At 68.3% G+C, this 7,070-nt stretch carries 5 protein-coding genes; 4 read left to right on the top strand and 1 reads right to left on the bottom strand.

Annotated features, from left to right (window positions below):
* From mfd to NN4_RS38710, 4 genes are all read left to right on the top strand, one after another.
* Window positions 1–2,335 (top strand): transcription-repair coupling factor (gene mfd, locus NN4_RS38725; protein ID WP_147141663.1); only part of this gene is annotated, 2,335 nt, incomplete at its 5' end.
* Window positions 2,332–3,081, top strand: a complete 750-nt coding sequence (locus tag NN4_RS38720) for a nucleoside triphosphate pyrophosphohydrolase (protein ID WP_147141661.1) — start codon at window positions 2,332–2,334, stop codon at window positions 3,079–3,081. The genes mfd and NN4_RS38720, both read left to right, overlap by 4 nt.
* Window positions 3,082–3,163: 82 nt before the next feature.
* Window positions 3,164–4,255 carry a glycerol dehydrogenase gene (locus tag NN4_RS38715; protein ID WP_147141659.1) on the top strand — a complete coding sequence of 364 codons (1,092 nt, stop codon included), beginning with the start codon at window positions 3,164–3,166 and terminating at the stop codon, window positions 4,253–4,255.
* A gap of 390 nt (window positions 4,256–4,645) precedes the next feature.
* Window positions 4,646–5,599: a phosphodiesterase gene (locus NN4_RS38710; protein WP_186818835.1), complete on the top strand. Its 954-nt coding sequence runs from the start codon at window positions 4,646–4,648 to the stop codon at window positions 5,597–5,599.
* Here NN4_RS38710 and NN4_RS38705 read toward each other — a convergent pair.
* The gene (locus NN4_RS38705; protein ID WP_147141685.1) at window positions 5,547–7,010 is read right to left on the bottom strand and encodes a stealth family protein; all 1,464 of its coding nucleotides are present in this window, start codon (window positions 7,008–7,010) and stop codon (window positions 5,547–5,549) included. The two genes, NN4_RS38710 and NN4_RS38705, sit on opposite strands and share 53 nt — an antisense overlap.
* Window positions 7,011–7,070: the final 60 nt, after the last annotated feature.

The raw sequence follows: 7,070 nt of genomic DNA, 5'->3' as shown, positions 1-7,070 counted from the left end.
GCAACGCATTCTGGAACGCCTCGCCGACGCCGAGGTGCCTGCCGCCGCGCTGGAACCGGGCGCCGAACCCGGCAACGGCGTGGTCGGTGTGCTGTGCGGTTCGCTGCACGACGGACTGGTCTTCGACGACGCCGGGCTGGTCGTCGTCGCCGAATCCGATCTCACCGGCAACCGGATGACCGCGCCCGGCGACGGCAAACGACTGCCCGCCAAGCGCCGCAACCAGGTCGACCCGCTGGCGTTGAACGCGGGCGACATGGTGGTGCACGATCAGCACGGCATCGGGCGATTCGTCGAGATGATCGAGCGCACCGTCGGCGGCGCCCGCCGGGAATACCTCGTCATCGAGTACGCGCCCGGCAAGCGCGGCCAGCCGGGCGATCGGCTGTTCGTGCCGATGGAGTCGCTGGATCAGCTGTCGCGCTACGTCGGCGGCGAGCTGCCCAGCCTGTCCAAGCTGGGCGGGTCGGACTGGGCCAACACGAAACGCAAGGCGCGCAAGGCGGTTCGCGAGATCGCCGGCGAGCTGGTGCAGCTGTATGCCGCGCGCCAGGCGGCGCCGGGTCACGCGTTCGGCCCGGATACCCCGTGGCAGCAGGAGATGGAGGACGCCTTCGCGTTCACCGAGACCGTCGACCAGATGACCGCCATCGCCGAGGTGAAGTCGGACATGGAGAAGCCGGTCCCGATGGACCGGGTGGTGTGTGGCGACGTCGGTTACGGCAAGACCGAGATCGCCGTGCGCGCGGCATTCAAGGCGGTGCAGGACGGTAAGCAGGTCGTCGTGCTGGTGCCGACAACGCTACTGGCGCAACAGCATCTGCAGACCTTCACCGAACGCGTCGCGGGCTTCCCGGTGACCGTGAAGGGTCTTTCCCGATTCACCGATCCGGCCGACGCCCGCGCCGTGCTGGAGGGCATGGCCGACGGCAGCGTCGACATCGTGGTCGGCACCCACCGCCTGCTGCAGACCGGTGTGCGCTGGAAGGACCTCGGGCTCGTCGTGGTCGACGAGGAGCAGCGCTTCGGCGTCGAACACAAGGAACACATCAAGGCGCTGCGCACCCACGTCGACGTGCTGACCATGTCCGCGACGCCGATCCCGCGCACCCTGGAGATGAGCCTGGCCGGCATCCGCGAGATGTCGACCATCCTCACCCCGCCGGAGGAGCGGCATCCGGTGCTCACCTACGTCGGCGCCTACAACGACAAGCAGGTAACCGCCGCCATCCGCCGCGAACTGCTGCGCGACGGCCAGGTCTTCTACGTGCACAACCGGGTGTCCTCGATCGACAAGGCCGCCAAGCGGATTCGCGATCTGGTGCCCGAGGCCAGGGTGGCCGTCGCGCACGGTCAGATGAACGAGGACGCCCTCGAGTCCACCGTGGAAGGGTTCTGGGAGCGCGAATTCGACGTGCTGGTCTGCACCACGATCATCGAGACCGGGCTCGACATCTCCAACGCCAACACCCTGCTGGTGGAACGTGCTGACGCCCTAGGTCTTTCGCAGCTGCACCAGCTGCGTGGCCGGGTCGGGCGCAGCCGGGAACGCGGGTACGCCTACTTCCTGTACCCGCCGGAGAAGCCGCTCACCGAGACCGCCTACGACCGTCTCGCCACCATCGCGCAGAACTCCGACCTCGGGGCGGGCATGGCCGTGGCGATGAAGGACCTCGAAATCCGTGGCGCCGGTAACGTGCTCGGTGCCGAGCAGTCCGGGCACGTCGCGGGCGTCGGCTTCGACCTCTACGTCCGGCTGGTCGGCGAGGCCGTCGAGGCCTACCGGGCCGCCGCCGACGGCAGGCCCATCACCACCGAGGAACCCAAGGAAATGCGCATCGACCTGCCCGTCGACGCGCACATCCCGCCCGACTACATCGGCAGCGACCGGCTCCGGCTCGAGGGGTACCGCAAACTGGCCTCCGCGCAGGACGATTCGACCCTGGCGTCGGTGGTCGAGGAGCTCGTCGACCGGTACGGCCCGCTGCCGGTCGAGGTCGGCCGCCTGGTCTCGGTCGCCAAGCTCCGGCTGCTGGCCCGCGAGTACGGAGTCACCGAAATCGCGGTCACCGGAACAACACTCAAGGTCTCGCCGCTGCAACTGCCGGACTCGAAGCAGATGCGCCTCAAGCGGATCTACCCCAGCGCCAGTTACCGCGCGGCCAGCGGGGTCATCTCGCTGCCGCTGCCGCGCGTCGAAGACAGTGTCGGGGCGGAGCGGGTCCGCGACGTGGTGCTCCTGCAATTCGTCGCCGATCTGCTGCTCGCGTTGGACGGAAAGGCGCAGGGCGCAGTAGATCTCACCACCGCGACCGAGGTGTCGGCCGCCCGATGAGTACCGACCGGGACGAGGCGGTGCTGCGGGCCGCCCGCCACGCCGCCGCCAGCCAGCCGTCCGATACCGCTGTGGTGGCAGCCGGTCTCACCGGCGCTGTGGAAGTCATGGACCGCCTGTGGAATTTCGGCGGCTGGGAAGTCACCCAGACCCACGACTCCCTGCGCCCCTATCTGCTCGAGGAAACCTACGAACTCCTCGACGCCATCCAGCACAACGACGCCGAAACCATCAAGGAAGAACTGGGCGACCTGCTGCTCCAGGTGCTCTTCCACTCCCGGATCGCCCAGGCGGCAGGCGAATTCACCGTCGATGACGTCGCCGCCGTCCTGGTCGCCAAGCTGGTCAACCGCAGCCCCTATCTGCGCGACGCCGACTTCGCCGCCGACACCTCCCTCGAAGAGAAGATCGCGGCACAGGAAAGTGCCTGGGAAGAACGCAAATCCGCGGAAAAGTCCCGCCGCTCCTGCCTCGACGGCATCGCCATGGCCCAGCCCGCGCTGGCCCTGGCCGAAAAGATCCGCGACCGCAGCACCAAGGCCGGCCTCCCCGCCGACCTGATCCCCGAGGATCTGCGCGTCGTCCACCTCGGCGGCCCCGACAGCGCCGAAGAACGCCTCCGGAAAGCCACCCTCGCCTTCGCCGCCACCATCCAGGCCACCGAAGACGCCGCCGAAACCGCCCGAGGGGAACGCCGTCCGCTCACCAGCGACGATTGGTACAACTACTGGGCGGCCGACGCGTAGCGTTGACGAAACGAACGTCGGCGGTCGGGCAGCGGTGTGCACGGGATTCGGCACAGCCCGGCTCGGGATCGGGAGGTTTCGGATGTTGAGTGTGTTTTCGTCGCCGGGGCACTACGTGCAGGGGCGCGCGGCCACCGAGCAGCTCGGCGCGGAGATGGCGCGGCTGGGGATCGAGGGGCCGGTCACGATCGTGGCGGGGCGGAGCGCGCAGCGGTTGCTGGCCGAGGCGTGGGAGCGGTCGTTGACCGACGCGAAAATCGCTTACACCGTGCATCTTTCGAGCGGTGAGTGCACCAGAGCGGAGATCGCCACGATCACCGCGGCGGTGCGGGACAGCGGCAGCACCGCGGTTCTCGGGGCGGGCGGTGGGAAGGTGCTCGATTCGGCGCGTGCGGTCGCCGACGATCTGGCGTTGCCGATGATCAGTTGTCCGACCACGGCGTCGAGCGATGCGCCGTGTAGCGCGCTGTCGGTGATCTACACGGCGGCAGGCGAAGTCGAGACCTATCAGCTGGTCCGGCGCAACCCGGCGCTAGTGCTGGTGGACACCTCCGCCATCGCCCAGGCGCCGGCCCGGCTGCTCGCCTCGGGCATGGGGGACGCGCTCGCCACCTGGTTCGAGGCGCGCACGTGCACGGCCGCGCGGGTGCGGAACATGCGTGGTGGTGCGTCCACCCGCAGCGCCACCGCCCTCGCCGAACTCTGCTACAACACGCTGCTGGCGGATGGCACGCAGGCGTTGGCCGCGGTGCGCGAGCACGCCGTCACCCCGGCGCTGGAGCGCATCGTCGAGGCCAACACCCTGCTGTCCGGTCTCGGCTTCGAATCCTCCGGGCTGGCCGCCGCGCACGCCGTGCACAACGGACTGACCGCCGCCCCGCAGACGCACGCGTTTCTGCACGGCGAGAAGGTCGCCTTCGGCGTCCTCACCCAGTTGGTGCTGGAAGGCGCCGCGGCCGACGAGATCGATACCGTCCTCGACTTCTGTACCGAAGTCGGCCTGCCCACCACCCTCGCCGCGCTCGGCCTCGCCGACGCCGACGAAAACACCTTGTCCGCCATCGCGATCCGTGCCACCGCACCCGGCGAAACGATCCACAACGAACCCTTCACCGTCGATGCCGCGATGACCCTCGACGCGATTCGCGCCGCCGACGCACTCGGCCGCCGCTGAACCGCACGCAGTCCGCGCGGCTGACACCCTCGGCCGCCGCTGAACCGCACGCCGGTCCGCAGGGGGCGAATGGCCGATGCCGCAAGGCCGCGCCGCCGACCGGAGCGCCCGCACGTGACACATCGAGACGCCGCAAGGGCCTCAGCCGTGGCGCCACGCCGGTGCCTGCCACGCGGAATCAAACCCCTATTCGGCTATGAGACGCGTCACTGATCAATTCGGCGCGCGACGACGTCGGCCCACCTCGGCGGGATTTCGACATCCAAACCTCACCTTCCCGAAAGCATGTCGTCACCGTCTGGCGGGAAACCTGTCAGTAGTCCTTCGCTATTCTGGCGGTGGAATCCGAAGCCAATGGCGGGCAAACCGCCGGGGAGGACGTTCGGTCCGGTGCACATCAGCAGAGTCGCGGAGCACCCGCGACCGGATCATGTGTTGTTCCACTTCAGCGACACCCACGTGATCGCCGGCGACGGGGATTTGTACGGTGACGTAGACGCGGACCAGCGATTACGCCAGTTACTAGAGCAGGCCGCGGCCAGCCGGATCCAGCCGACCGCGATCGTGTTCACCGGCGATCTCACCGACAAGGGTGAACCCGCGGCGTACGACAAGCTCAAGGCTTTGATCGAGCCATTTGCAAGAAGTTTGCCAGCGCCCATCGTGTGGGTCGCGGGGAACCACGACGACCGCAGTCTCCTGCGCCGCAAGCTGCTCGGCGAACGAGGATCGACCGCGCCGCTGGACCGCGTCCACCTGATCGACGGCCTGCGCATCATCGCCCTGGACACCTCGGTCCCCGGCCACCACTACGGCGAGATCTCCGACGAACAGCTGGATTGGCTGCGTTCGGTGCTCGCCGAGCCCGCCCCGTTCGGCACCATCCTGGCCATGCATCATCCGCCGGTCCCGTGCGTGCTGGACCTGGCCGTCACCGTCGAGCTGCGCGACCAGCGCAGGCTGGCCGACGTGCTCGACGGCAGCGACGTCCGGGCCATCCTGGCCGGTCACCTGCACTTCTCCACCAACGCCACCTTCGCGGGCATCCCGGTCTCGGTGGCCTCGGCGACCTGCTACAGCCAAGATCTCGGCGTCGAGCAGGGCGGCCTGCGCGGTCGAGACGGCGCGCAGGCCTTCAACTACGTACACATCTACCCGGACACCGTGGTGCACTCGGTGGTGCCGATCGACCGGGGTCCGACGGTCGGCTCGCCCGCGACGGCCGAAGAGGCTGCTCAGACGCTCGCGGCGGCGGGCATTGTCATCCCGCCCGCCGCGCGCATCCCGCATGTCATGCGGCGCCGGGCGACGACTCCGGAATCGGATGACGAGACGGTGCGCTGAGCCGCTCCCACGGTGCCGGATCCGGGAAGTAGCCGGACAGGAACTCTGAAACCGCCTGTACCCGTTCGGTTTCGGTGATCTCCGGGAAGCTTCCGTCGTTGAGGCAGAAGAAGTCGACATCACGCCGTTCGGCGATACCGTCCAGCAGCGCAAGCCCTTTGCGGCTGGTCGTGTCGACGTAGCGCATCTTCGCCTTCTCCTGCGGCACCGCGCGCCCGGTGAGCAGCGCATAGTAGTGGTACAGCGAGTTGGTGACGGAAATGTCGGTGGCCGAACGGAACCGGCTCGCCCTGGTGCGCGCGAAGTCGGCGCCGAACTCGGCCTCCATCTCCAGTAACACGCTGCGCCGCAACGGAACCGGCGTGTGCTCCAGATGCCGGGTGATGATGTGGCCGAACCGCTCGGCGAGCAGTTCCCGGTTCACCCGCGCGGCGTTCTCGAAACCGCTGCGCCGCTCGTTGTTTCCGCCCGGCCCGATCCTGGTGTCGGCCTCGATGAACCGGCTGACCCCACCCGCGGTGAAGAACATCGACGGGCGCACCGGACGGGCGAAGAACATGTCGTCGTTCGAGTACAGGAAGTGCTCGCTGAGCCCCTCGATGTGCTGCAACTGGCATTCCACCGCATGGGAATTGAACGTCGGCAGTCCGCTGGTGTCCGAAAAGTGGTCCAGCGCACGGACAACCGTCACCCGGGGATGCTCGGCCAGCCAGGCGGGCACTGTCGAGTCGGTGGCGATGAAGATCCGCCGGATCCACGGCGCGTTCTTGTCCACCGACCGCAGTGCGTATTTCAGCTCGTCGATCTGCCGGATGCGCGCGTCGGCGTCGTCACCCTCGCCGACCACCACCTGCGCCAGCATCCCGGCGCGGCGGGCCCGGAACTCCGGGTCGGAGCCGTCCACCCAGGAGAACACCAGGTCGATGTCGAAGTTCACGTCGGTGGCCTGTGGCGCGAACATGTCGACCAGGGTCGGCCAGGCGCGGTCGAACAGCAGCACCTGTGTGTGTTCGACATCGGCCAGGTCGAATACGTTGCGGGTGAGGGCGTTCGGGCGCGGGCACTCGACCGTGTCGCCGTGGTACTCCCACAGTTCCAGCTCGACGTGGTGGGCCGGATCGCTGTCGCGGCCGAGCCGGAAAACGTTGTGCTGCACCTCGGTACACGCGAAGCCGGCGGTTGTCGCGGCGGCCGTCACCCGGCGCACCATCAGCTGATGTGCGGCGTCCGTCGCGAGCATGAGTCGTGCGCCGCTGTCGCGGATCAGCAGGAACGGCACCTCGGCGGCCGCGAGTTCGCTACGCAGCCAGCCCAAATCCTCGATCATCGCAGCCGATACGGCGAGGTTGCCCGCCATCGGCCGGGTCACCATGTCTACTGCCGTCGGGTTCACAGCCCCCATGTCCATCATCAGTTTCTTCTCCACATCCGTTCGTGCACCGTTGGGTCCCAGCTCCGAGGCACCGCGCCG

This window comes from Nocardia ninae NBRC 108245 (assembly GCF_007990755.1).
Classification (GTDB): Bacteria; Actinomycetota; Actinomycetes; order Mycobacteriales; family Mycobacteriaceae; genus Nocardia; species Nocardia ninae.
The sequence above is the reverse complement of the archived record's forward strand: the minus strand, read 5'-3'. Positions and strand labels throughout refer to the sequence as shown.